Source organism: Sterolibacterium denitrificans (genome assembly GCF_900174485.1).
In the GTDB taxonomy this organism is placed as follows: Bacteria; Pseudomonadota; Gammaproteobacteria; order Burkholderiales; family Rhodocyclaceae; genus Sterolibacterium; species Sterolibacterium denitrificans.
The window spans coordinates 1,433,796-1,456,053 of the sequence record NZ_LT837803.1; the positions used below are offsets into that span (position 1 = coordinate 1,433,796).

Below are 22,258 nucleotides of genomic sequence, written 5' to 3' on the forward strand. Positions count from 1 at the left end.
TTGTCCCGGTTGTGGAACGGCTGAGGCGTTTCAGGTTTCTTCGCGCAGCGCGGCCATTGCCGGACGCTGCAGGCTGCCGGCCGTGCCGAGCCAGCCTGCAGCCGCGATGCCGGCGGCGCCGATGCCGATGCCGAGCAAGGGCATGAAGACGGAAGGCAGGTAATCGAGCTGCAGGGCGAAGTAGGCGACGGCCCAACTGATGGCGCTGGCGCCCAGCCCGGCGAGCAGGCCGGCCACGCCGCCGAGTACGGCGAATTCGGCAAGCAGGGCGCCGCGCAGTTGGCGATGGCGCGCGCCCAGCGCGCGCAGCAGGGCGTGTTCGTAGCGGCGCTGATCCTGGCTGGCCTGCAGGGCGGCGTAGAGCACCATCAGGCCACTGAGCAGGGCAAAGCCGAAGATCAGTTCGATGGCGCGGGCGACTTGATCCACCGTTGTCTGCAATTGTCGCGCCAGGGCGCTGACGTCGATCACCGTCAGGTTGGGGAAGGCATGCAGCAGTGCATTGACGAAGTCTCGCCGTTCGCTGGGCAGATGGAAGCTGGTGATGTCGCTGGCCGGGTAATTTTCCAGTGCGCCGGGCGGCGCGATGACGAAGAAATTGACGCGCATCGAGTCCCAGTTGAGTTGGCGCAGCGAGCTGATGCGGCCGGTCAGTTGCTGGCCGGCGATGTCGTAGGTGAGGCGGTCGCCCAGTTTCAGCTCCAGCGTTTTGGCCAGGCCCCGTTCGACGGAAAACTCGGTTTCGCCGCTGGCCGTGTCCTTGCTGCTCCCGCTACCTTTGCCATGCCAGCGTCCGGCCTCGATGCGGTTGCCGGCGGGCAGCTCGCTCGTCCAGGAGAGGTTGAATTCGCGATCGGCAAGATGCTGGGCGCGTTCGTCCGCGTAGCGGTCGGCCGCCACCGGGGTGGCGTTGATGGCCACCAGGCGGCCACGGATCATCGGTTCCAGTTGCGGCGCGGGCAGCCCGGCGCTTGCGAAGAAGTCGCGCAAGTCTTGGCGCTGTTCGGGCTGGATGTTGATGATGAAGCGGTTTGGCGCGTCCGGCGGCATGCGGTTTTGCCAGTTGGCCAGCAGATCGTCGCGCGCCACGCCGAGCAGCAGCAGGGCGGTCAGCCCGAGCGCCAGCGAGGCGGCCTGCAATACGCTGGCGCTCGCATGACGGCGCAGGCTGGCCAGCCCGAGACGCAGGCCGGGATAGCGGCCCAGCGCAGTCACGATGCCGCTGCGCGTGGCACCCGCCAGCAGCAGGCGGGCGAGCAGGGCGTAGAGACCGAAGGCGAGCGCGAAGCCGAGCATGACGATGGCGCCCAGTTGCAGCTCGCCGGCGATCCACAGCATCAGGCCCATCAATGCCAGCAGTCCCAGGGCGTAGGCCAGCAGGCGCGGCAGCGGGTGCGTTTGCTCGTCCCACTCGCGACGCAGCACGCGCAGCGTCGTGACGCGGCGCAGGCGCAGCAGTGGCGGCACGGCGAAACCGCCCACCAGCACCAGACCGACGAGCAGGCCATGCAGCCAGGGCAGCGCCGAGGGTGGCGGCAGACTGGCGCTGAACAGGCCGGCGAGCAGGCTTTGCAGTCCCAGTTGCACGGCATAGCCCAGGAGGCAGCCGGCTAGGGTGGCCAGCAGGCCGAACAGCAGAAATTCACCGACATGGATCAGCAGCAACTGGGCCTGGCTGGCACCCAGGCAGCGCATCACGGCACAGCCATCGAGATGGCGGCGGATGTAGCGATCGGTGGCGAAGCCGACGGCAATCGCGGCCAGCACCACGGCCAGCAGCGCGGCCAGACGCAGGAAGCGTTCGGCGCGGTCGAGCACGGTGCGCATTTCCGGGCGCGCGTTGCTCAGGTCTTCGAGGCGCTCGCCGCGTTCCAGACGGGGTTGCAGCCAGTCGCCGAAAGCCGCGACCGCGGCCGCATCGCCGGCCAGCTGCAGGCGATAGGCAATGCGGCTGGCCGGACGCACCAGGCCGGTGGCGGCAAGATCGGCATGGTTCATCAGCAGGCGAGGGGCGAAGCCGAACATGCTCATGCCGCGATCCGGTTCCTGGGTGAGGATGGCGGCGACGGTCAGCCGGCTGGCGCCCAGCCGGATGTGATCGCCCGGCTGGGCGGCAAGCGCTGCGCTGAGGCGCTCGTCCAGCCAGACGCTGCCGGGTGCCGGAATGCTGCGCGTCGGCTGGGCGTCATTGGCGGCCGCTTCGAGGCTGCCGGCGATGCGCAGCTCGCCGCGCAGGGGGTAGCTTGCGCTGACGGCCTTGATGTCGGCGAGCTGGGCGGCTTCGTCGGTGCGCACCATGCTCGGGAAGATCAGCAGTTCGGCCTGCCGCAGGCCGCGCTGCGCGGCTTCCTGGCGGATGTGGTCGGGGATGGGATGGTCCGCGCTCAGCAGCAGATCGCCGCCCAGCAACTGACGGGCTTCGAGCGCCATGGCCTGGGCCACGCGATCGGTGAGAAAGCCGACGCTGGTCAGGCTGGCGACGGCAATCAGCAGCGCCATGCCGAGCACCGTCAGCTCACCGGCTCGCCAATCGCGCCGCAGCACGCGCCACATCAGGCGCAGGGTGGCGAAATGGCTCAGGCTCAACACGGCGGGTACCAGGAGACGATCGGCATCAGGCGATTCTAGCAATCACCATCGGGCTGGGCGCGCGCGTGCGTGAGCGCATGATGGCGCGGGGCGCCTACTTCAATTCCGCCGACGATTTGCCGAGCAGGCGGCGGGCGATGATCAGTTGCTGGATCTGCTGCGTGCCTTCGAAGATGTCGAGGATCTTCGAGTCGCGCGCCCATTTTTCCAGCAGGTCGTCCTCGCCGTAGGCCGAGCACAGCTCGACGCACTTCAGGGTGATCTCGGTGGCCGTGCGTCCGGCCTTGGCCTTGGCGATCGAGGCGTCCTTGGAGTTGGGCAGGCGGTTATCACCCATCCAGGCGGCCTTCAGCGTCAGCAGATAGGCGGCTTCCCACTCGGCTTCGAGCCGGTAGAGCGTTGCGGCGGCGTGCGAGTTGTTGAGCGCGGGCGTGGCGTAGTCGAGTTCGCAGTGCGGCGCGAGCAGTTCGCGCGCGCGGTCGAGCGCGGCGCGGGCCACGCCCACCGCCATCGCGGCGACCAGCGGACGCGTGTTGTCGAAAGTTTCCATGACCCCGGCAAAACCTTTCTGCACGTCGACTTCCGGTGAGCCGAGGAGATTTTCCTTCGGCACGCGACAGTCGACGAAACTGATCGCCGCCGTGTCGGAGGACTTGATGCCGAGCTTCTTTTCCAGGCGGGTGACGGTCATGCCCGGCGTGCCTTTTTCGACGACGAAGGACTTGATCGCGGCGCGGCCCAGCGCCTTGTCGAGCGTGGCCCAGACCACCACGCAGTCGCAGCGATCGCCGGCGGTGACGAAGATCTTCTCGCCGTTGAGGATGTAGTGATCGCCGTCTTTTTTGGCCGTGGTGCGGATCGCCGCCGAGTCCGAGCCGCAGGTCGGCTCGGTGATCGCCATCGCCGCCCAGCGCCCGGCCAGGCGCTGTTTCTGTTCCGGCGTGGCCACGGCGGCAATGGCGGCATTGCCCAGGCCCTGGCGCGGCATCGAGAGCAGCAGGCCGACATCGCCGCGACACAGTTCCATGATGCTCCAGGCGGTCGATAGGTTGCCGCCGTTCTTCACGCCGCCGTGATCGGTCTGGCCGCTCTTGCTGGCGCTGTTGGCGCCGGCCGCGCCAGCGGGATTGCCGTCGTTGAGGCCGTCGATGGCGGCAGCGACCATGTCGAGCTCCACCGGGTAGGCATGCTCGGCCTTGTCGTATTTGCGCGAGATGTCGCGGAAGACGTGATCGGCCATTTGCGCGGCCTGCTCCTTGAGACCGCGGATTTTTTTCGGGACTTCCAGGTACATGATGGTTTCCTTGGTTATCTTTTGAGCGATCGGTGCGGATTACAGGTGCAGGCCGCCGTGCAGCACGGCGACGGCGCGCAGGTCGCGGTACCAGCGTTCGACCGGATGCTCCTTGGTGAAACCGTGGCCGCCGAGCAATTGCACGCCATTGCTGCCGATTTCCATCGCCTTCTCCTGCGTCAGGGTGCGCGCGAGGAAGGCTTCGCGGTGCCAGGGCAGGCCCAGATCGGCGCGATTGGCGGCGCGATAGGTCAGCATCCGCATGCTTTCCAGCTCGATGGCGATGTTGGCGATCATGAAGGCGACGGCCTGCCGATGCGAAATCGGTTCGCCGAAAGCTTCGCGTTCATTGCAATAGGGAATCACGTAATCGAGCACCGCTTCGGCGCAGCCGATGGCCAGCGCGCACCAGCCGAGCGTGCCGCAGTCGATGAATTGCGCGTAGTCGAAAGTTTCGTCGCCAAGCAGGGCGGATTTCGGCAGGCGCACGTTGTCGAAGTTCAGATCGCCCAGCTCGGCGGCATGCAGGCCCATGCTGCCGGCCGCGCGCACGCCGACGCCGGGCGTGCCGGCCTCGACGATGAATATCCGCGGGCCGTTGCCGGTCATCGCGCTGACCAGCCAGAGGGCGGAACGCGCGGCGAGCGGCACTTGCGTCTTGATGCCGTCGAGCCGCCAGCCGTCGTCTCCGGGCGTGGCGGTGAGGGCCGGTTCGAGCGGATTGAACAGCGGCCGCGCCTCGTTGATGGCCAGCGTGGCCAGCAGCGGTTCGTTGGCGGCAAAAGGCGGCAGATAGGTGGCCTGCTGCTCCGCCGTTCCCCAGCGGGTGAGCGCATTGGCGACGGAGAGCGGCGCGAGGATGGCCAGCGCTTGGCTCATGTCGCCCTTGCCCAGCGCCTCGGCCACCAGCACGTTGGTGAGCAGCGCAGCTTCGCTGGCGTCGCCGCCATGGGCTTCGGGCACGGCAAACATCATCAGGCCGAGTTCCTGCGCGCGCGCGTGCAGGTCGGCGGGGCAGGCGCAGCTTTCGTCGGCGCCGTGCGCCTGCGGGCGCAGCACGTCACCCGCAAACTGCGCCACGCTGTCCTTCATCATCTGCTGTTCTTCGCTGATGTTGCAGTCGAACAGCTCGGTGGTGTGGCCGGGCAGGGCCAGGCGGCTGGCCCCGCCTTGCGGCTTGGCGGGCTTGAACAGCTTGCGCGCCTGGGCGATGGCCTGGAAGCCCGTGCGGGTGCTCAGATACACCGCTTTCTCGGCGGCCTTGTTGAGCTTGTGCCGGCGCATGAATGAAGAATCGGCAAGGCGGCTCAGCGTGCCGAGCGCAGTACCGACGGCGTTGGGTTTGTTGGCCATGCATCCTCCAGGAAAGCAAAATCAAACGGTTGTTTGAAGCGTGCCGAGTATGGAGAATTTTTTGTGGCGAGGCAAGGGGGAAGATGCGGCAGGCAGGAACGCGTCGACGAATGCCGTTCTTGCCGGGGTGCGCCAAAAAACCGGGAGGCCGGGAAACCGGAAAATCACCAGACAAAGAAGACCTGGTACCAGATCAGGCCGATCAGCGCCACCGGCCAGAGCATGGCGGCGAAGGCCAGCAGGCGCCGCCAGCGGCGCGTGGGCGCGCGCGCGGCCAGCAGGCCGGCCAACAGCGCGCTGCCAAGCATGCCCGCGCCCAGCAGCAGGATGCGGGCATAGGCAAGCCAGCCCAGCCAGACGTGCTCCGCCTTCAGGTGGCTGACCGTCAGCATCGACAGGCCGAGGATCACGCTGGCGGCCGCCAGCGGGGTCAGGCTCAGGGCGAAGCGCTGCCAGCTCAGGCTGGGCGTCTGCAGCAGGCGGCTGGCGAGCAGCGGCGCCAGCAGCAGGAGGAGGCCGAGCAGGCCGCCGCCCAGCAGCAGGTAGGCCAGAATCAGGGCGCCGTCGAGCCAGGTGAAGAGATCATTGGCTTCCGGATAATGCGTCAGCAGCCACCAGGGAACCTGGTCGGAAAGCAGCCCGAAATATTCATGGTTAACCAGCCATTCGGCCAGTCCCAGCTTGAGCTGCAGAAACCAGGGACTGAGCGTCCATTGAAAAGCCGCCGTGGCCACGCCCAGCACGCCGAACAGCAGGGTGACGGCATCCATGGTGCGGGCTTCGTTGGCCGGATCCAGGACTTCGCTGAACGGCGAACGCCAGGAATAGCTGACGGCATCGCGCTGACCGGCGCAGCGTCCGCAGCTATGGCATTCCGATGCGCTGGTCATGCGGCGGATATCCACCAGGGGCGCGCAATTGACCGGACTGGGCTTCTCGCCGCTGTAATGCGTCCAGGCATCCCGGTCGACCTTGTAATGCACGGGGGCAATCTTGGCGAGGACGGCGAAAACGCCGGAGGCCGGACAGAGGTAGCGGCACCAGATGCGCTTTTCGCGGCCGTACAGCAGCCCGATGACGATGGCCGCCAGCGTCGAGCCGCCGAGGATCAGCAGGGCCGCCTGGGGGTATTCATAGACGCTGATCAACTGGCCGTAGAGCGTCGTGCAGATGAAGGCAAGAAGCGGCCAGCCCGGCCATTTCAGCCAGCGCGGCAAGGGCTTGCCGCGGCCGTGACGGCTCACCTGTTCGGAGATGAAGCCCTCGGGGCACAGCAAGCCGCACCAGACGCGGCCCAGGGTGACGGTGGCCAGCATGACGCCGGGCCACCACAGCCCCCAGAAACAGAACTGGGCGAACAGCCGCAGGTTGTTCCAGATGTGGGCCTGCGCCGGCGGCAGCGGCATGAAAGCCGGCACGATGACCATGCCGGCGTAACCCAGCACGACCAGCCACTGCAGAAGCATGATGGCGTTGCGGTGCCGGCGCAGCCACAGTCCGACACGTTCCAGCCGCCCCGCCGGTCGGCGGGGACGAAACTGGATGGCTTGCTCAAGCATGGGCGGTTTTGCGCCAGAAGAAGGCCACCAGCATCCAGTAGCCGGCCCAGATCAGGAGTTCCGAAAGCGCAGGCCGCGCCCGATAGCCGGTGAAATCGGCAAACAGCTTGCCGGCTTGGCTCGTGTCGTCGATCAGCCAGGCGCTGTTCCAGACCGGGTCGATCAGGGGCGGCAGCGTGCCGTCGCCGATCAGGCGATCCAGGGCGGCGACCAGCAGCGCCGAGGAAATGATCAACAGCAGAATCGCGGAAAGGCGCAGCAGCAGGGGAAGGTTGAGCCTGGCCAGCGATTTGGCCGCCAGCCAGGCGGTCAGGGCCGCAGCGGCCAGGCCGATGAGGCTGCCGATGAGCAGCGATTGCATTTCGCCGCCCTGGGCCAGCCCATACAGAAAGATGACGGTCTCCGCGCCTTCGCGCGCCACGGCCAGGGCGGCCACGACGGCCACGCCCAGATGCCCCGAACGCGTCGCCGCCAGCGTGAGATCGGCATGCAGCCTGGCCTTGATCGTCCTTCCGTGGCGGCGCATCCAGAGCACCATTTGGGTGATCAGGCCGGCGGCGACGAACAGCATGGCGGTCTGGAAAACTTCCAGCGCCTGGCCCGTCAGTTCGTCCTGTACCGTGAGCAGGCCCCAGCCCAGCAGCAGCGCCAGCCCGACGCCGCCGGCCAGGCCGAGCAGCAGGGCCCGCTTGCCGCGGCCATCATCGTGATTCGCCTGCAGCCAGGCAAAAAGTATCCCGGCGATCAGGAAAGCTTCCAGGCTTTCCCGCCAGACGACGAATATTGCATTTCCCATGATGATTTTCCGCGATGGCTGTATGGCTGGCTGAGGGGCTGGCTGAATGAACGGGCGCGGTCCGGGTCTGGGCGGTGGCGGATCTATTTGGCGAGGATCAGCGCCTGCCCGGTGCCCGGATGGAAATCATCGAAGAATTTATAAGTCCCCGGCTTCAGCGGATAGAACACCATCTTCCGCGTGACGCCGGGTGCCAGCACCAATTCCTTTTTCAATTCGATGCTTTCGAATTCGGCCGCGCCCGGCCCCGCATTGCTGATTTCCAGACGAAAGCGCGTATTCGCCGGCACGACCACGGTTTCGGGGTGGATCCGGCCGTCTTTCATCAGCACCTTGAACGTCGGCAGTTCAGCGGCCCAGCCGCTGCCGGCCATGAGCAGCAGCGCGCAGGCGGCACTGGTGCTGCGGAATATCCGTTTCATGGCCGGACGCCTGCGATGCGCCGCTTCATGTCGTTTCATGTCAATAGGCGATGTTTGCGCGCAGCCCGAAGATGCGCGAGGAGGGCGCATCCGGATTGGCGCCGCCACGACTCAAGAATTGCACGTCCGGCGAGATCTCGAACTGTGGCGTGATGCGGTAGCGATAATAGATTTCCGCCACTTTCTCGGCCCCTTGCGGGAAATAAGTGAACGCGCCGGCAAGGCAATTTCCCAGATCGTCGAAGCCGCCGACGCAGCCGCCAGCGCCCGCCAGACGATAGCTCTTGCCTGATTTCAGCCAGGCGCCGGCCACGCCGATGACGTCGGCCGCGCGACCCCAGTAGCTGCCGTTGAATTCAGCTCCGGCCGTCAGGGTCTGGTTGAAAGGCAATTCGCCCTTGAGCAGCTTGCCGTAGCGCGAGAAGAGAATGATGCCGTCGCCGACGCGCTGATCGATGGACAGGCCGACGCCCGTATGGCGTTTTTCGCTGCCGTCGAAATCCACACCCTGGCTGCGATTCCAGGCATAGACGCGATAATTGCCCAGCAGTCCATCGAAACTGAGCTGTTTTTCCGCCTGCACCATGACCAGCGGCGAACTCAGGCTGCGCTGGTAGTTCGAGCCGCGATCGCCCGCCCCGAACAGGCCGAGGGACAGCCGCCAGGGCTGGGTTTTGTCGGTCGCGTTGAGATAGGAAGCGACGAAGCCCGGCTGGAAACCGTTGGCATCGACGCCGACTTCGCCCGCCGCATCCAGCAGCGGGTTATGCACCAGCACGGAGTTCAGGAACTGCCGCGATTCGTCGCCCGCGCCCAGGTTCTGGTCGAAGAAACCGAAAATATCCATCTTGCCGAACGTCAGCTCCAGGGTTTCCCGGGAATAGGGCTTGAAGCCGAGATAGGGCAGGGGGATCGCCGCCTGGTACCAGGCCTGGCCCAGGATGGCGACCGAGTCGTCCGGATTCAGCCCGGAGGCGCGGAAGGCGAGGGCGTTCGGCGCGCTGGAGAAATACCCCAGGTTGCTGTACGTCTCGTTCAATCCCAGGCCCTGGCCCATGCGCACGTGGGCAAACAGCTTGTGGTCGATGTCGCCCAGCGGCGCCAGCGGCAGTTCCACGGAGACGTCGGCGCGGTAATTCAACTGGCTCTTGCCGTTGGCGATGCCTTGCGGCAGGCCGCTGGCTCTTTGCGCCACCGTCGCCAGCGAGGCGCTGACCTGGATGCCGTCGAGGCTCTCGGCGATCTTCTGCGCCTTCTTCATGTTCAACTGATCCTTCTCGACCGCCTTCAGGCGGACGGTCAGTTCAGGTTCGCTTTCCGAAAGGCGCGGACTCTCCAGGCCGGCGGCGACGGCCTGGCTTTCTCCCTTGAGTTCCTGCACCTGTTTTTCCAGCTCGGCATTGCGCGCCTCCAGCTTCTCCATGCGCGCCATGAGCTGTTCCAGCAGCGTGTTTTCCTGCGGCGTGGCAGCCAGAGCGGGCAAGGCTGGCAGGCTCAGGGCCGTCGCCATGCAGGCCAGGCTCAATTTGGTGAGTTTCATGGCTCAATACCCGCCCTTCTTGCCGATGCCGACGTAGGTGAATTCATACTCGACATCGAACGGCTTGAACCAGGGACGCACGCCGGTGGCCCGGTCGGTATGACGGCCGAAATGGGCGTGGGGATTGGCCGACGGCGGCAGGATGGTGTATTTCACCTTGTACTTGCCCGGCCCCGACAGCTTGATGTTGTCGCCGTAATGCGGGCCGTCATTGGCCACCATCGGCATGAAGTCGCCCGCCACCTTGTAGTCGCTGCCGATCTTGCTGACTTCGAATTTCACCGTCAGGTAGGGAATCCAGGCGCCTTCCTCGAAGCCATTCGGATTGTTGTCCAGGGCGTGGATGTCGGCCTCCAGATGGACGTCGGATTCCGTGGTCTTGCGCATCATGCCTTCCGGCTCCATCTCGATCGGCTGCAGATAGACCGCTGCGATCTCCATGCCGCTGCGCTGCTGCGGCACCCCGATGGGGTATTCGAGCGCCAGCGCCGGCGTGACCAGGACGGCGCTGAGCAATGTGGCCTGAAGCAGTTTCTTGAGCGTGATCATGAAGTTCTCCGTGGATGAATCCAAATCTGACGGTCGTGGGCATGCAGATACGCATACGTTGTCATGTTGGCTGGCATCGCATGCGCTTCGGTGCATCGCAGCGCATCGTATTTTTGAACTCGGGTTGAAAGGAATTTCAGGGGGGCAAATTTTCAGGTAATTGAGAATCGTTGTCAATTGGAAAATGATTTCATCCCATGCCTGCTCGCGAGGAGTCTCATTTGACCCTGGAACGCGCAGCGTGGATACTGCGCGGCCCTTGTTCCGCTTTCGTTCTGCCGGACGGTCTGTCGTGCCCGCTGCCAAACTTTCCTCCTTTTCCGATCCCGCCCTGGAAACGCTGCTGCTGCCGTTCCGGGCGGGCGATTTGCGCTGGCCGGCAGCCGGCGAGGTGCTGTTCATGCGCGCACGCGCGGGGGCGGCGCTGCATGAGCTGTCCGCGCAGCAGCGCCGGCAGTTGGTGTGCGAGCAAAGCTTCAAGCCGGATGCCGACGCGCTGGCGGCCGACGGCTTGCGCATGGCGGCCGCTGCGTTCGATGCGTCCGGTGCGTTAGATGTCTCCGCTGCGCCAGGCTGCTTTCCGCTGGTCATGCTGCTGCCGCCGCGCAGCCGCGATGAAGCGCGCGCGCTGCTGGCTGCGGCCTTGCAGCGCACGGTACCCGGCGGCACGCTGCTGTGCTGCCAGGCCAACAACGCCGGGGCGCGCAGTGGCGAAGCCGATCTGGCGCGTCTGGCGGGAGCGGGGACGGTGCGCGGCCTCGCCAAACAGAAATGCCGGGTGTATTGGACACAGCCCGATCCCGCAGGCGTCGATGCCGTCCTGCTGGCGGAATGGGCGGTGCTCGATGCGCCGCGCCGCATTGCGGATGGCCGCTTCCTGAGTCGCCCGGGGCTGTTTGCCTGGTCGCATGTCGATGCCGCTTCGGCGCTGCTGGCGCGCTGTCTGCCGGCCGATCTGGCCGGTCGGGGCGCCGATCTGGGGGCCGGCTTCGGCTATCTGGCCGCCGAGGTGGCGCTGCGCTGTCCGGCGGTGAGGGCGCTCGATTTGTACGAGGCCGAGGCGCGCGGTTTGGCGCTGGCGCGGCAGAATCTCGCGGCACATGGTGAAGGTGTTGAAAGCGCGCGGCATGCGCAGTCCGTCGTCTTCGATTTTTTCTGGCACGACGTGACGACCGGCCTCGCGCCGGGGCGGCGCTACGATTTCATTGTCAGCAATCCGCCCTTTCACCGGAGCCGCGCCGATGCGCCGGAGATCGGCCAGGCTTTTCTCGCCGCAGCGGCAGCGGGCCTGCGCGCGGGTGGGCGCTTCTGGCTGGTTGCCAATCGCCATCTGCCCTATGAAGCAACGCTGCGCCGGTATTTCCGCCAGGTGCGCGAAATCTGCTGCGAGCAGGGCTACAAGGTGATCGAGGCGGTGAAATGAGCCGCCGGCAGGAATGAGCGGGGATCGCAAAATATGAAACTGCTGAAATTGCTGGCCAACCTGGGCTATGGCAGCCGCAGGGAAGTCACGCAGATGCTGAAGAATGGCTGGGTGACGGGGGCCGATGGCCGGGCACTGGGCCTCGATGAGACGATCGACTTGGCCGATGCTGTTGCCTGCGCGGCGATCCGCGTCGATGATGAGGCGCTCGATCCTCTGCCGGGCGTGGTGCTGATGCTCAACAAGCCGGTGGGTTACACCTGCTCGACCAGGGATCAGGTGCGTCTGGTCTATGAGCTGCTGCCGCCGCGCTTTCGCCAGCGCAAGCCGGTGCTGTCGACGGTGGGGCGCCTCGATCGGGACACCGCCGGGCTGCTGCTGTTGACGGACGATGGTTTGCTGCTGCATCGCATCATCGCGCCGAAGGCCAGGGTGCAGAAGGTGTACGAGGCCGAATTGGGCATGGACTTGCGCGGCGACGAGGCGGCGCTGTTCGCTGCCGGCACCTTGCTGCTGGAAGGCGAGGATGCGCCGCTGGCGCCCGCCGGGCTGGTCGCGCTCGGCCCGCGCCGGGCGCGGGTGACGCTGAGCGAGGGACGCTATCACCAGGTGCGGCGCATGTTTGCCGCCGTCGGCAATCACGTCGTGGCCCTGCGCCGGGTCGCGCTGGGCGGGCTGACGCTGGATGGCCTGGTGGAAGGCGAATGGCGCGTGCTGAATGCGCGGGAAGTCGCGCAGGTATTTTCCGCGCCGCAGATGGAAACCGGGATGGAGGGCGCTCTGCCTGGCCTGCCGTAGGTTGTCCGTCACGCGCCGTTCAGATCTGCAATATCTCCAGCAGTTCCTGCTCCAGCCGCATCCGCGAAGCGGGTTGCAGTAGTTTTTCGCCGCTGATGAGGAAGGTGTCTTCGGCGCGCTCACCGAGCGTCGCGATTCTGGCGGTATGCACGCTGACCCGGTGATGCGCCAGCGTCAGCGCGACGGAATACAGCAGCCCCGGCCGGTCGGCGGCGACGATGGACATGATGTGGTAGCGGCCCTTGTCGTCGGGGTGGATGCTGATTTCCGGCATGATCGGAAAGTGCCGCAGCTGGCGCGACAGGCGCGTTGCGTTGGGTTGCACTGCGGCCAGTGGCGGCATGGCCCGCAGATGTTCGACCAGGTCGTGTTCGATCAGGCCGGTCATGTCGCGATAGGGCAGTTGCCGGCCGGGATCGAGCAGGGTGAAGCTGTCCAGGGCGTAGCCGTGGCGCGTGGTGTGGATTCTGGCGTCGACGATGGAGTAGCCCAGGCGGCTGAAGAAACCGCAGAGGCGGGCGAAGAGCAGCGGCTGGTCGGCGACATAGACCATCACTTGCAGGCCATCGTCGATTTGATGCAGGCGCGCCTTGACGACCGGCAGCGGCGCATTCGGACAGTGATAGAGATTGCGCGTATGCCAGGCGATTTCATCGGCGGCATGGCGCATGAAATAGGCGGTATCGAGCTGTTGCCAGAGGGCCGCTTCCATGCCTGGACGCAGGCCATGGAAGCGCAACAGGCGGCGTACCTCGTCCTGCCGGCCGTCGCCGTCGCTTGCCTGCCGGTCTGTCTTGCCGTCGAGCAGGCGGCGCGTGGCCAGGTAGAGGTCTTCGAGCAGTTTGCCCTTCCAGTTGTTCCAGACCTTGGGACTGGTGCCGCGGATGTCGGCAACCGTCAGCAGGTACAGGGCGTCCAGCCGGCGCCGGGTCTGCACGGTGCGGGCGAAGGCGGCGATGACTTCGGGGTCGGCCAGATCCTGTTTCTGGGCGACCGCGGACATCGTCAGATGATCGCCGACGAGAAAGCCGACGAGGTCGGTATCTTCTTCGGCAAGCCCGTGTTCGATGCAGAAGCGCCGCGCATCGCGCATGCCCAGTTGCGAGTGATCGCCGCCGCGGCCCTTGGCGATGTCGTGGAACAGCGCGGCGATATAGATCAGCCAGTGACGCTCGAAGCGCGACATCAGGCGACTGCAGCGCGGATATTCGTGGGCGAACTCGGGCAGGCTGAAACGCCGCAGGTTGCGCAGTACCTGCAGGATGTGCTGGTCGACCGTATAGACGTGAAACAGGTCGTGCTGCATCTGGCCGACGATGCGGCCGAAGGCCGGCAGGTAGCGGCCGAGGATGTCGTAGTGATTCATGCGCCGCATCTCATGCACGATGCCGCGCTTCTGCTGGAACATGGACAGAAACAGCGCGCGATTGCCGGGATCGCGGCGAAACTTCGCATCGATGTGGCTGCGCGCGCGCCACAGCGCGCGCAGCGTGCGCGCCGTCATGCCTTTCAGTTCGGAGCGTTGCTGGAGCAGCAGAAAACTTTCCAGGATGGCGCGCGGCTCGCGTTCGAAAATCTGTTCGTCGCGCACGTCGAGCAGGTCGCGCTGCATCTGGAAGCGGGGATTGATGTAGATCGGCGCCAGATGCCGGTGGTAAGCGGGAAACAGATGTTCGCCGAGGTTCTGCAGCAGGAGGGTGCCGAGCTGGTTGATCAGCCTGGCGTTCAGGTAATAGCGCTGCATCAGCAGTTCCGAGGCGCGTTTGGCGGCGCTGGGGCGTATGCCGAAAGCTTCGGCAAGGGCTTCCTGATGGTCGAACAGCAGGCGATCCTCGCGCCGCCTGGCCAGATAGTGGAGGCGGATGCGCAGGTGATCCAGCAGGCGTTCGCAGCGTTCGAGCTGGCGGGCTTCGCTGGCGGTGATCAGCGCGTGCGCCGTCAGATCGCGCCAACGCCGGCCGAGGCCGGCCGCGCGGGCGATCCACAGAATGACCTGCAGATCGCGCAACCCGCCGGGACTTTCCTTGCAATTCGGTTCGAGGCTGAAGGCCGTGTCATCGAAGCGCGCATGGCGCTCCTGCTGTTCCAGGCGCTTGGCCTTGAAGAATTGCCGGATGTCGAGCTGGTCGTGCATGGCCTGCGCGAAGCCGGCAAAGGTTTGCCGATTGCCGGCCACCAGGCGCGCTTCGAGCAGATTGGTCTGCACGCTGATGTCGCGCGCCGCCTCCAGCAGGCAGTCGGCGCTGCTGCGCACGCTGTGGCCGACTTCCAGGCCGATGTCCCAGAGCATGCCGATCAGCGGGGTGATTTCTTCGTCGGCCTGGCGGCAGTCGTCATCGGGCAGGAGGATCAGCAGGTCGATATCCGAGGCCGGGTAGAGTTCGCCGCGCCCGTAACCGCCAACGGCAACCAGGGCCATGGCCTGCGGCGGCGCGCAATGTCGCCAGAGTTCGCGCAGCAGGCCGTCGACCAGACGCGCGCGGCCGCGCAGCATGGCGCTGGCGTTGCCTTTGGCGAGGTAGTCCTGGTGCAGCGCCGCCTGGCCGTCCTGCAGGCGCTGGCGCAGGGCGAGTATCCGTTTGCCGGTCGCCGTGCCTGAAGGTTGGTCGGGCATGGCGGGGCGGCTGCTCAGGCGATGGAAGCGGGTTTCGGTGGCGCGCCGGCGGAGAGGGTCAGCACTTCATGGCCGCTCGGGGTGACGAGGATGGTGTGCTCCCACTGGGCCGAGAGGCTGCGGTCCTTGGTGACGATGGTCCAGCCGTCGTTCAGTTCGGAAATCGCCGCCTTGCCGGCATTGATCATCGGCTCGATGGTGAAGATCATGCCGGGTTCGATCACGATGCCGGTGCCGGACTTGCCGTAGTGAAGCACTTGCGGATCTTCGTGAAACTGCCGGCCGATGCCATGGCCGCAGAATTCGCGCACCACCGAGAAGCCGTTGGCTTCGGCGTGCTTCTGGATGGCCGCGCCGATGTCGCCCAGACGCGCGCCCGGGCGTACCTGGCCGATGCCCAGCCAGAGGCATTCGAGCGTGACGTTGCACAGGCGCCGCGCCAGGATCGAAGCCGCCGCCTCGCCGCCGACGATGTACATGCGGCTGCTGTCGCCATGGTAGCCGTCCTTGATGGTGGTCACGTCGATGTTGAGGATGTCGCCCTTTTTCAACGGCCGGTCATTGGGTATCCCGTGGCAGACCTGGTGGTTGATGGAGGTGCACACCGATTTCGGATAGGGCGTGTAGCCGGGCGGCGCGTAGTTGAGCGGCGCCGGAATGCAGCCCTGCACGTCGACCATGTAGTCGTGGCAGAGGCGGTCGAGTGCCTCGGTGGTGACGCCCGGCTTGACGAAGGGCGCGATGTAATCGAGGACTTCGCCGCAGAGACGGCCGGCGAGGCGCATTTTTTCGATGTCTTCGGGGGATTTGATTTCGATGCTCATGTGTGATCCGGTCAGTGCGTGATCGGTAAGTTCCGGGTTCCAGGTTCCAGGCTCCCGCGATTTTAACCGTTGAAGATTGAAATGAAGCGCATTGGAGCCGCATTGAACCCGTATTTCCGCCGCCGCACCGCGGCAAGCCGGCCGTGTGTCCGGGAACTGTTCGGGAAATCATCCCAACAGCTTGAGTGTACGGCGGAAAAGCCTTTATAATGCCCGGCTTGTCAAGCGGCAACGGGCGCGGCGTGTCTGCCGATCGCTCCTGTCGCAGGGCAAGTTGTCTTTGTTTTCAACCACCAATCCACACGCCTGGCGCCGATGGGGTGGCCTCCGAACTGGTTCGGAGGCAGCACGGCCGGGCGGAGGTTCAACCCTGTTCGGAGATTCTGAATGTCTGCAAGCATGCGTGAAATGCTGGAAGCCGGTGTCCACTTTGGTCACCAGACGCGCTTCTGGAACCCCAGGATGGCCCCGTATATCTTCGGCCATCGCAACAAGATCCATATCGTCAACCTGGAAAAGACCATGGTCAAGTACCAGGAAGCCATGGCCTTCGTGCGCAAGCTGTCCGCCAAGAAGGGCACGGTGCTGTTCGTCAGCACCAAGCGCCAGGCGCGCGAAATCATTGCCGAAGAGGCGCAGCGCGCCGGCATGCCCTATGTCGATGAGCGCTGGCTCGGCGGCATGTTGACCAACTTCAAGACCGTCAAGACTTCGATCAAGCGGCTCAAGGAACTGGAGCAGATGGCCGAGGACGGTTCCTTGGAAAAGATGACCAAGAAGGAAGCCCTGACCACTCGCCGCGAACTGGAGAAATTGCAGAAGAGCATCGGCGGCATCAAGGACATGGCCGGCCTGCCCGACGCGATCTTCGTGATCGACGTGGGCTTCCACAAGATTGCCGTGACCGAAGCCAACAAGCTGGGCATTCCGCTGGTTGGCGTGGTCGATACCAACCACTCGCCCGAGGGCGTGAGCTACGTGATTCCGGGGAACGACGACTCCAGCCGGGCAATCCGCCTGTATGCGCGCGGCGTGGCCGATGCCATCCTCGAAGGCCGTAACCAGTCGCTGACCGAGCTGGAGCAGCAGATTGCCGGTGACGACGAGTTTGTGGAAGTCGAAGAAGAATCGGCCGAGTGAACTCGATTGGCGCAGCGGCGCCGGGTGGAGCGCGTGCGAGCGTGCGTCTGCCCGGTGCATGCGCCAGCCATTCGTTGATTCGTGATTCGTAATTCGTATTTGTTGATTCGTTGATCCATTGATTCGTCGATGTGACGATATTGTCGAAATTGAGCTTGGAGTAAAGCAATGGCGGAAATTACCGCAAGCATGGTCAAGGAACTGCGCGAGAAGACCGACGCGCCGATGATGGAATGCAAGAAGGCATTGACGGAGGCCGGCGGCGATCTGGCCAAGGCCGAGGAAATCCTGCGCGTCAAGCTGGGCAACAAGGCCTCCAAGGCGGCGGCCCGCGTGACCGCCGAAGGCGTGGTCGGCCTGAATCTGGCGGCTGACGGCAAGCTGGCCGCGATCGTCGAAGTCAATTGCGAAACCGATTTCGTCGCCAAGAACGACGACTTCCTGGCATTCACCGCGAAGCTCGCCCAGCTCGTGGCCGCCAACGCGCCGGCCGACGTGGCTGCGCTGTCCGCTCTCGAAATCGACGGCCAGAGCGTCGATGCCGTGCGCACCGCGCTGATCGGCAAGATCGGCGAGAACCTGACGATCCGCCGCTTCGAGCGCATCGAGGCGCAGGGCAGGCTGGCCAGCTACGTGCATGGCGGCAGCAAGATCGGCGTGCTGGTCGATGTCGTCGGTGGCGACGAGCAACTGGGCAAGGATCTGGCGATGCACATTGCCGCCGCCAAGCCGAAGTCGCTCGACCCCAAGGGCGTGCCCGCCGAGCTGCTGGACGCCGAGCGTCGCATCGCCATCGAAAAGGCGCGCGAGTCGGGCAAGCCGGAGAACATGCTGGAAAAGATCGCCGAAGGCACGGTGCAGAAGTACCTGAAGGAAGTCACCCTGCTGGGCCAGGTCTTCGTCAAGGCGGAAGACGGCAAGCAGACCATCGAGCAGTTGCTGAAAAGCAGGAATGCGTCCGTGTCCCGCTTTGCGCTGTACATCGTCGGTGAAGGCATCGAGAAGAAGGTGACGGACTTCGCCGCCGAAGTGGCCGCCCAGGCTGCGGCTGCCGCCAAGTAAATTCCCGGGAGCCCGGCCATGAGCGCAGCGCAGAAAAGCCGCTACAAGCGCATCCTCGTCAAGCTCTCGGGCGAGGCCTTGATGGGCGACGATGCCTATGGCATCAACCGCGATACGCTCAACCGCATCGTTGCCGAAATCGGTGCGGTTGCCGCGCTGGGCGTCGAAGTCGGGGTGGTGATCGGCGGCGGCAATATCTTTCGCGGCGTGGCCGGCGCATCCACCGGCATGGATCGCGCCACGGCGGATTACATGGGCATGCTGGCCACGGTGATCAATGCCATGGCGCTGTCCGACGCCATGCGCCAGGCGGGGATCAATGCGCGCGTGCAGTCGGCGCTGAACGTCGAGCAGGTGATCGAGCCCTACATCCGCGGCAAGGCCATCCGCTATCTCGAAGAAGGCAAGGTGGTGGTGTTCGCCGCCGGTACGGGCAATCCCTTTTTCACCACGGATACCGCTGCCGCTCTGCGCGGCTCGGAAATCGGCGCCGAAGTCGTGATGAAGGCGACCAAGGTGGATGGCGTATACACCGCCGACCCCGTGAAGGACAAGAGCGCCCGGCGCTATGAGCGCATCAGTTTCGATGAGGCGATCAGCCGCAATCTGAAGGTGATGGACGCCACCGCGCTGGCGCTGTGCCGCGACCAGAGTCTGCCCATCGTGGTGTTCTCGATTTTCAAGGAAGGTGCGTTGAGGCGCGTGGTGCTTGGCGAGAGCGAAGGCACCATGGTGCATAGCTGAACAAGTATCCGGAAATTCCAGGGGGTAGAGATGATCGTAGCCGCCGAGCTCAAGAAGCAGATCGAGCAGAAGATGCAGAAGTCCATCGAGGCCTTGAAGCAGGATCTGGCCAAGGTGCGCACCGGCCGCGCCCATACCGGGCTGCTCGACCATGTTCAGGTGGAATATTACGGCGCCATGGCGCCGCTCTCCCAGGTCGCCAACGTCACTCTGATCGATGCGCGCACCATCGGCGTCCAGACCTGGGAAAAACCCATGCTGGCCAAGGTCGAGAAAGCCATTCGCGATGCGGATCTGGGGCTCAATCCGGCCAGCCAGGGCGATCTGATCCGGGTGCCGATGCCCATGCTCACCGAGGAGCGGCGCCGCGATCTGACCAAACTGGTGAAGCAGGAAGGCGAGGGCGCCAAGGTGGCCGTGCGCAACCTGCGCCGCGACGCCAACAACCAGCTCAAGGATGCGCTGAAGAAGAAGGAAATCTCCGAGGATGACGAGCGGCGCATCCAGGACGAGATCCAGAAGCTGACGGATCGTCATGTGGTCGAGATCGACAAGCTCGTCGCGGACAAGGAAAAGGATCTGCTGGCCATTTGAGGCCCGGGGATCGCGGCCTTCGGGACATGGCCGGTCTGGCGCTGGTGCGACGGTTTCGCCATCCGGACGACGCCACGAGCGGACCCACGGCGGGGTGCAGCAGGGCGCAGAAGGGCGATAAGGTGAGCAGGTGAGCATGTTTTCCAGTTCAACCCAGGTGGTTCCGGCGACGGATGCGCTGCCGCGGCACGTGGCCATCATCATGGATGGCAACGGACGCTGGGCGAAAAAGCGCTTTTTGCCCCGGGCAGCCGGCCACAAGCGTGGCCTCGAGGCGGTGCGCGATGCGGTCAAGGCCTGTATCGAGCGCGGCATCGGTTATCTGACGCTGTTTGCCTTCAGCTCCGAGAACTGGCGGCGGCCTGCGGAAGAGGTCTCCTTGCTGATGAACCTGTTTCTCCACGCGCTGGAGAACGAGGTGGCCAAGCTGCACGAGGCGGGTGTGCGCCTGCGGGTGGTGGGCGACCTGACGCGTTTTGACGTCAAGCTGGTCGGCATGATCCGTGAAGCCGAGCAGCGGACTGCGGACAATCGGCGCCTGACGCTGACCATTGCCGCCAATTACGGCGGCCGTTGGGACATCATGCAGGCGCTCAACGCCCTGCTTGCCAGCCAGCCGGAAAAACGCGCTGCCTATGACGAGGCCGATCTGTCGCCCTATCTGTCGATGGCCTATGCGCCCGAGCCGGACTTGTTCATCCGCACCGGCGGGGAACAGCGGGTCAGCAACTTCCTGCTCTGGCAACTGGCCTACGCCGAACTCTATTTCACCGATCTGCTCTGGCCGGACTTCAATGGCGCCGCGCTGGATGAGGCCATCCGCTCCTATCAGGGGCGCGAGCGCCGCTTCGGCCGGACGAGCGAACAACTGCATGCCGCCCGTGAGCCGAGCCTGGCGGTCGGCGGCGGATAAAGGCGAGGCGCCCGGCCCATGCTGAAGACCCGGATCATCACCGCGTTGATCCTTGCCGGCGGATTGCTGGCTGCCCTGTTTCTGCTGCCGCCGCAGTTCGTGTTGCTGCTGTTCGTCGGCATCGTCGCGCTGGCTGCCTGGGAATGGGCCGGGCTGCTGAAAGCCTCGGCGACTATCCGCATCGTTTACGCCGCGCTGATCTGCGTTCCCTGCCTGCTGCTGCTTGCCGGCGGTATGCCGCTGCCGCTGCTGCAGGGATTGTGGTGGTTGGCGGTGGTTTTCTGGCTGTTGCTGGTGCCGCTCTGGTTCCGCGCCAAATGGCCGCTGGGCAACGGCATGACCGGCTGGCTGGTTGGCGGCCTGTTGCTGGTGCCGACCTGGGCGGCGCTGGCGCTGCTCCATCAGCGCAGTCCATGGCTGTTGCTGGCGACCATGGCGCTGGTCTGGGTGGCCGATACCGCGGCCTATTTCGCCGGGCGCACTTTTGGCCGCCACAAGCTGGCGCCGTCGATCAGTCCCGGCAAGACCTGGGAGGGCGCGCTCGGCGCAGCCATTGGCGTATGCCTCTATGGCTATGCCGTGGCGCAGGGCACGGGCCATCTGGCGGGTGCCACGGGCGGCATGCTGCCGGGCCTGCTCGGTTTGCTGTTGCTGACGGCGGTGAGCATCGCCGGCGATCTGTTTGAGTCGCTGGCCAAGCGCCAGGCCGGCGTCAAGGACAGCAGCGCGCTGCTGCCGGGTCACGGCGGCGTGCTCGATCGCATCGACAGCCTGACGTCCACCTTGCCGCTGGCGGCGCTGGCCGCGTCTTATCTGCTGCCGCCGGCAGCCTGAGCTCATGACGAATAGAAGCAAACAGCGTCTCACCGTGCTCGGCGCCACGGGTTCGATAGGCCTCAATACGCTGGACGTGGTGGCGCGGCATCCCGATCGTTTCGAAGTGCATGCGCTGACGGCAAATTCGCGGGTGGCCGAGCTGGTCGAGCTGTGCCGCCGGCACCGGCCGCGTTATGTCGTCATCGCCGATGCAGATGCCGGTGCCGGCGCTGCGGCAAGGCTGCGCGCCGACCTGCAGGTGGCCGGCGTGCGCAGCGAGGTGCTGGCCGGAGAAGCCGCCCTGGCCGAGGTTGCCGCGCATGACGAAGTGGATGTGGTGATGGCGGCCATCGTCGGTGCGGCGGGGCTCAAGCCGACGCTGGCGGCGGTGCGCGCCGGCAAGCGGGTGCTGCTGGCCAACAAGGAGGCCCTGGTGATGGCCGGGCAACTGTTCATGGCCGAGGTCCGCCGCGCGCGGGCCACCTTGCTGCCCATCGACAGCGAGCACAACGCCATCTTCCAGTCCCTGCCGGCGAATTTCGACGGCGATCTCGATGCGCGCGGCGTGCGCCGCATCTTGCTGACCGCCTCGGGCGGGCCGTTTCGCAATACGCCGCTGCAAGAGCTGGCGCAGGTGACGCCGCAGCAGGCCTGCGCTCATCCGAACTGGGTGATGGGGCGGAAGATTTCCGTCGATTCCGCCAGCATGATGAACAAGGGGCTCGAAGTCATCGAGGCGCACTGGCTGTTCAATGCGCCGGCCGAGCGCATCGAGGTCGTCGTGCATCCGCAGAGCGTGATCCATTCACTAGTCGAATATGCCGACGGTTCCGTGCTGGCCCAGCTCGGCAATCCCGACATGCGCACGCCGATCGCGCATGCGCTGGCCTATCCAGAACGCATCGAGGCTGGCGTTGCGCCGCTCGATCTGTTCCAGATCGGCCAGCTCGATTTCACGCCGCCCGATCATCGCCGCTTCCCTTGTCTGGGGCTGGCATACGAGGCTCTGCGCGCCGGCGGCAGCGCGCCGACCCTGCTGAATGCCGCCAACGAAGTGGCGGTGGCGGCTTTCCTGGACGGTCGCTTGCCCTTCACGGGTATTGCCGCGACGATTGCCGGCGTGCTCGAGCGCATTCCCGCCATGCCGCTGGCCGATCTCGATGCGGCGCTGCAGGCCGATGCCGCAGCGCGCCGCCTGGCCGGCGAGATCGTCGCCCTGGTGGCCTGA

At 65.4% G+C, this 22,258-nt stretch carries 19 protein-coding genes; 9 read left to right on the forward strand and 10 right to left on the reverse strand.

All coding sequences use genetic code 11. The annotated features are described in order from the left end of the window. Positions 1 to 30: 30 nt before the first annotated feature. The 8 genes from SDENCHOL_RS06605 to SDENCHOL_RS06640 all read right to left on the reverse strand — a co-directional run bounded on the left by SDENCHOL_RS06605 (position 31) and on the right by SDENCHOL_RS06640 (position 10,102). Entirely contained in the window at positions 31 to 2,589 is a 2,559-nt protein-coding gene (locus SDENCHOL_RS06605; protein ID WP_231912926.1) for an ABC transporter permease, read from the reverse strand. Positions 2,590 to 2,683: 94 nt separating this feature from the next. Then, positions 2,684 to 3,883 (reverse strand): acyl-CoA dehydrogenase family protein, encoded by a 1,200-nt coding sequence (locus tag SDENCHOL_RS06610; RefSeq protein ID WP_154716502.1) that lies wholly within the window; start codon positions 3,881 to 3,883, stop codon positions 2,684 to 2,686. A 39-nt stretch (positions 3,884 to 3,922) separates the two neighbouring features. After that, positions 3,923 to 5,236 (reverse strand): acyl-CoA dehydrogenase family protein, encoded by a 1,314-nt coding sequence (locus SDENCHOL_RS06615; protein WP_154716503.1) that lies wholly within the window; start codon positions 5,234 to 5,236, stop codon positions 3,923 to 3,925. Between the two features lie 164 nt (positions 5,237 to 5,400). Beyond that, entirely contained in the window at positions 5,401 to 6,795 is a 1,395-nt protein-coding gene (locus SDENCHOL_RS06620) for a 4Fe-4S binding protein (RefSeq protein WP_154716504.1), read from the reverse strand. Further along, the gene (locus SDENCHOL_RS06625; RefSeq protein ID WP_154716505.1) at positions 6,788 to 7,591 is read right to left on the reverse strand and encodes an FTR1 family iron permease; all 804 of its coding nucleotides are present in this window, start codon (positions 7,589 to 7,591) and stop codon (positions 6,788 to 6,790) included. The genes SDENCHOL_RS06620 and SDENCHOL_RS06625 overlap by 8 nt, the downstream gene beginning before the upstream one ends. Before the next feature lie 83 nt (positions 7,592 to 7,674). Continuing rightward, on the reverse strand, positions 7,675 to 8,013 hold the full coding sequence (locus SDENCHOL_RS06630; RefSeq protein ID WP_154716506.1) for a cupredoxin domain-containing protein: 339 nt from the start codon (positions 8,011 to 8,013) through the stop codon (positions 7,675 to 7,677). A gap of 40 nt (positions 8,014 to 8,053) precedes the next feature. Continuing rightward, positions 8,054 to 9,553 carry a carbohydrate porin gene (locus tag SDENCHOL_RS06635; RefSeq protein ID WP_154716507.1) on the reverse strand — a complete coding sequence of 500 codons (1,500 nt, stop codon included), beginning with the start codon at positions 9,551 to 9,553 and terminating at the stop codon, positions 8,054 to 8,056. A gap of 3 nt (positions 9,554 to 9,556) precedes the next feature. Then, entirely contained in the window at positions 9,557 to 10,102 is a 546-nt protein-coding gene (locus SDENCHOL_RS06640) for an iron transporter (protein WP_154716508.1), read from the reverse strand. A 292-nt stretch (positions 10,103 to 10,394) separates the two neighbouring features. Between SDENCHOL_RS06640 and SDENCHOL_RS06645 the strand changes: the two genes are divergently transcribed. Both SDENCHOL_RS06645 and SDENCHOL_RS06650 read left to right on the forward strand, forming a co-directional pair. Beyond that, complete coding sequence (locus tag SDENCHOL_RS06645) at positions 10,395 to 11,525, forward strand: class I SAM-dependent methyltransferase (RefSeq protein ID WP_197706867.1); 1,131 nt, start codon at positions 10,395 to 10,397, stop codon at positions 11,523 to 11,525. 33 nt (positions 11,526 to 11,558) lie between these two features. Further along, complete coding sequence (locus SDENCHOL_RS06650) at positions 11,559 to 12,323, forward strand: pseudouridine synthase (protein ID WP_154716510.1); 765 nt, start codon at positions 11,559 to 11,561, stop codon at positions 12,321 to 12,323. A gap of 19 nt (positions 12,324 to 12,342) precedes the next feature. On the opposite strand, the gene SDENCHOL_RS06655 is transcribed toward SDENCHOL_RS06650, so the two are convergent. Then, positions 12,343 to 14,937 (reverse strand): [protein-PII] uridylyltransferase, encoded by a 2,595-nt coding sequence (locus tag SDENCHOL_RS06655; RefSeq protein ID WP_154716511.1) that lies wholly within the window; start codon positions 14,935 to 14,937, stop codon positions 12,343 to 12,345. A gap of 14 nt (positions 14,938 to 14,951) precedes the next feature. Further along, complete coding sequence (gene map, locus SDENCHOL_RS06660; protein WP_154716512.1) at positions 14,952 to 15,761, reverse strand: type I methionyl aminopeptidase; 810 nt, start codon at positions 15,759 to 15,761, stop codon at positions 14,952 to 14,954. 387 nt (positions 15,762 to 16,148) lie between these two features. Between map and rpsB the strand changes: the two genes are divergently transcribed. The 7 genes from rpsB (at position 16,149) to ispC (ending at position 22,258) form a co-directional block, all read left to right on the forward strand. Continuing rightward, on the forward strand, positions 16,149 to 16,901 hold the full coding sequence (gene rpsB / locus SDENCHOL_RS06665) for a 30S ribosomal protein S2 (protein WP_154716513.1): 753 nt from the start codon (positions 16,149 to 16,151) through the stop codon (positions 16,899 to 16,901). 168 nt (positions 16,902 to 17,069) lie between these two features. Next, positions 17,070 to 17,963 carry a translation elongation factor Ts gene (gene tsf / locus SDENCHOL_RS06670; protein ID WP_154716514.1) on the forward strand — a complete coding sequence of 298 codons (894 nt, stop codon included), beginning with the start codon at positions 17,070 to 17,072 and terminating at the stop codon, positions 17,961 to 17,963. An 18-nt stretch (positions 17,964 to 17,981) separates the two neighbouring features. Beyond that, on the forward strand, positions 17,982 to 18,707 hold the full coding sequence (gene pyrH, locus SDENCHOL_RS06675) for a UMP kinase (protein WP_154716515.1): 726 nt from the start codon (positions 17,982 to 17,984) through the stop codon (positions 18,705 to 18,707). Positions 18,708 to 18,737: 30 nt separating this feature from the next. Then, entirely contained in the window at positions 18,738 to 19,301 is a 564-nt protein-coding gene (gene frr / locus SDENCHOL_RS06680) for a ribosome recycling factor (RefSeq protein WP_154716516.1), read from the forward strand. 130 nt (positions 19,302 to 19,431) lie between these two features. After that, the gene (gene uppS, locus SDENCHOL_RS06685) at positions 19,432 to 20,214 is read left to right on the forward strand and encodes a polyprenyl diphosphate synthase (protein ID WP_231912927.1); all 783 of its coding nucleotides are present in this window, start codon (positions 19,432 to 19,434) and stop codon (positions 20,212 to 20,214) included. Positions 20,215 to 20,232: 18 nt separating this feature from the next. Beyond that, entirely contained in the window at positions 20,233 to 21,048 is an 816-nt protein-coding gene (locus SDENCHOL_RS06690; RefSeq protein WP_154716518.1) for a phosphatidate cytidylyltransferase, read from the forward strand. A 4-nt stretch (positions 21,049 to 21,052) separates the two neighbouring features. Beyond that, on the forward strand, positions 21,053 to 22,258 hold the full coding sequence (ispC, locus tag SDENCHOL_RS06695; protein ID WP_154716519.1) for a 1-deoxy-D-xylulose-5-phosphate reductoisomerase: 1,206 nt from the start codon (positions 21,053 to 21,055) through the stop codon (positions 22,256 to 22,258).

Bases quoted from the DNA above. Each gene is read 5' to 3' on its own strand.
- map (WP_154716512.1), bottom strand. From the start codon at position 15,761: ATGAGCATCGAAATCAAATCCCCCGAAGACATCGAAAAAATGCGCCTC.
- SDENCHOL_RS06630 (WP_154716506.1), bottom strand. From the start codon at position 8,013: ATGAAACGGATATTCCGCAGCACCAGTGCCGCCTGCGCGCTGCTGCTC.
- SDENCHOL_RS06610 (WP_154716502.1), bottom strand. From the start codon at position 3,883: ATGTACCTGGAAGTCCCGAAAAAAATCCGCGGTCTCAAGGAGCAGGCC.
- pyrH (WP_154716515.1), top strand. From the start codon at position 17,982: ATGAGCGCAGCGCAGAAAAGCCGCTACAAGCGCATCCTCGTCAAGCTC.
- ispC (WP_154716519.1), top strand. From the start codon at position 21,053: ATGACGAATAGAAGCAAACAGCGTCTCACCGTGCTCGGCGCCACGGGT.
- SDENCHOL_RS06615 (WP_154716503.1), bottom strand. From the start codon at position 5,236: ATGGCCAACAAACCCAACGCCGTCGGTACTGCGCTCGGCACGCTGAGC.
- SDENCHOL_RS06625 (WP_154716505.1), bottom strand. From the start codon at position 7,591: ATGGGAAATGCAATATTCGTCGTCTGGCGGGAAAGCCTGGAAGCTTTC.
- rpsB (WP_154716513.1), top strand. From the start codon at position 16,149: ATGTCTGCAAGCATGCGTGAAATGCTGGAAGCCGGTGTCCACTTTGGT.
- SDENCHOL_RS06640 (WP_154716508.1), bottom strand. From the start codon at position 10,102: ATGATCACGCTCAAGAAACTGCTTCAGGCCACATTGCTCAGCGCCGTC.
- frr (WP_154716516.1), top strand. From the start codon at position 18,738: ATGATCGTAGCCGCCGAGCTCAAGAAGCAGATCGAGCAGAAGATGCAG.
- SDENCHOL_RS06690 (WP_154716518.1), top strand. From the start codon at position 20,233: ATGCTGAAGACCCGGATCATCACCGCGTTGATCCTTGCCGGCGGATTG.
- SDENCHOL_RS06655 (WP_154716511.1), bottom strand. From the start codon at position 14,937: ATGCCCGACCAACCTTCAGGCACGGCGACCGGCAAACGGATACTCGCC.
- SDENCHOL_RS06635 (WP_154716507.1), bottom strand. From the start codon at position 9,553: ATGAAACTCACCAAATTGAGCCTGGCCTGCATGGCGACGGCCCTGAGC.
- SDENCHOL_RS06620 (WP_154716504.1), bottom strand. From the start codon at position 6,795: ATGCTTGAGCAAGCCATCCAGTTTCGTCCCCGCCGACCGGCGGGGCGG.
- SDENCHOL_RS06650 (WP_154716510.1), top strand. From the start codon at position 11,559: ATGAAACTGCTGAAATTGCTGGCCAACCTGGGCTATGGCAGCCGCAGG.
- tsf (WP_154716514.1), top strand. From the start codon at position 17,070: ATGGCGGAAATTACCGCAAGCATGGTCAAGGAACTGCGCGAGAAGACC.